1 pseudogene is annotated in these 1,395 nt (G+C 42.7%); it reads right to left on the bottom strand.

What is annotated here, in order from left to right:
- Nucleotides 1-793 (bottom strand): annotated as a pseudogene (locus F6K51_RS37295) (IS1634 family transposase); the annotation flags it as partial.
- Between the last annotated feature and the right edge of the window lie 602 nt (nucleotides 794-1,395).

Here is a 1,395-nt window from a genome sequence, read left to right as displayed (position 1 = left end):
TAGAAATGCATCAGTACTGATATTTTTTAAAAGTTCTTTGGCAGCTCTTAGCCTGCCAGGAAGTCGAGCTACCCATCTTAAGGAGACCATCATCTGCAAATTTTCTTCAGTGTAAAGGTCTGCATCGGCCACAAATAAACCGTCTATTTGCCATTGTTTGTGGAAGTCAGCGATCAGTTTTCCAAACATGGCGCTCATCGACTTCATTGCCATCTGCAACTCTTAAATATAAGGGTATATCTCCATCTCCACTGCACATCAAGTCGAGGATAAATTGTTTTAAATCTGGTCGGTGATCTCTAGAATAACCATATGTAATTGTAATTAATCCTGATTCGGCTGATGCTTCATCCTCAGCATCTATCCCATAATCCCCATGTACGTGAAATGAACTAGAATCCAAGTGGAAACTGTCCATTTTAACTCCAAATTTACTGGCGGCGGATAGTGCAACTCGGATGAAAATTTCCGTTAATCCAGCATCATATAGTTTGTCTAACACTCTGCCCAAGCGGTCATCATTCAAGTGTTCTGGTTGTATTCCCTCTCCCAATAAATGTTCCGTTGCAATCCCTTCAAAAAACTTATGAAATAGATATAGTGGCGCACTGACAAACCCTAAGCCGTTGATAATCATTGCTTTGACCACTTGACCTGCGCTAATTATTTCTTGGGGATGAGTTCCGAGCAGTTGGTTAATCTCCTCAACCAAGCCCATTTCATCAACAATCCCTGCGACTATGCCCAAGTGATCGATATCTTGTACTTTGATTTGTGATCCTGAAACACTCATGCTTCAAAACTGAAGTTCCCCCACAGTCTGAACTACTCAAAACCTCAATCCCAAGCTCTGTGGCCTTCCTAGGCTTGCCAGTACTCCCAAGCGCTCTGGGTACCCCGGGAATTGAGAATGCTCACAACGCTCTTTCTCAAGGGCACTTGGGCGATTTGGTTCCCAAATACAAATGCGACCAGTGCCTAGAGTTGGATTATATTCCAATTGCTGACATCCTTCAAGCTTGAAGCAACATTGGTACACAATTTTTGGGCTCAATCACTATATCCCTTATGGGGATAGACTTTAACTAGTATAGTAGTACAAATGAACGGGAGGACTTCAGTCAAAAATACAACATTATGTGATCGCACCTGCGGAATGTGGGTTATACAGCTAATCACCAAAAAAAATACCGCCAGCTCAAGTTAAACTAGCGATTATCCTTAGGTGCGCTCTTACCATTAAGAATTTAATTCTTAATGGTAAGAGCGCACCTGTGGATTTACTTCATGTTTAATTTCGCGCCTTTCTTTTGGTGCGCGTTACCTTGGCGAGGGAACCTCGCCGGGGTGTTAATCAGAGAAATCGGTCAACCTTACATGGAAGAACCAACTCCC

The sequence above is a fragment of the Moorena sp. SIO3I8 genome (assembly GCF_010692325.1).
GTDB lineage: Bacteria > Cyanobacteriota > Cyanobacteriia > Cyanobacteriales > Coleofasciculaceae > Moorena.
This window is presented reverse-complemented; position numbering and strand designations above follow the sequence as displayed.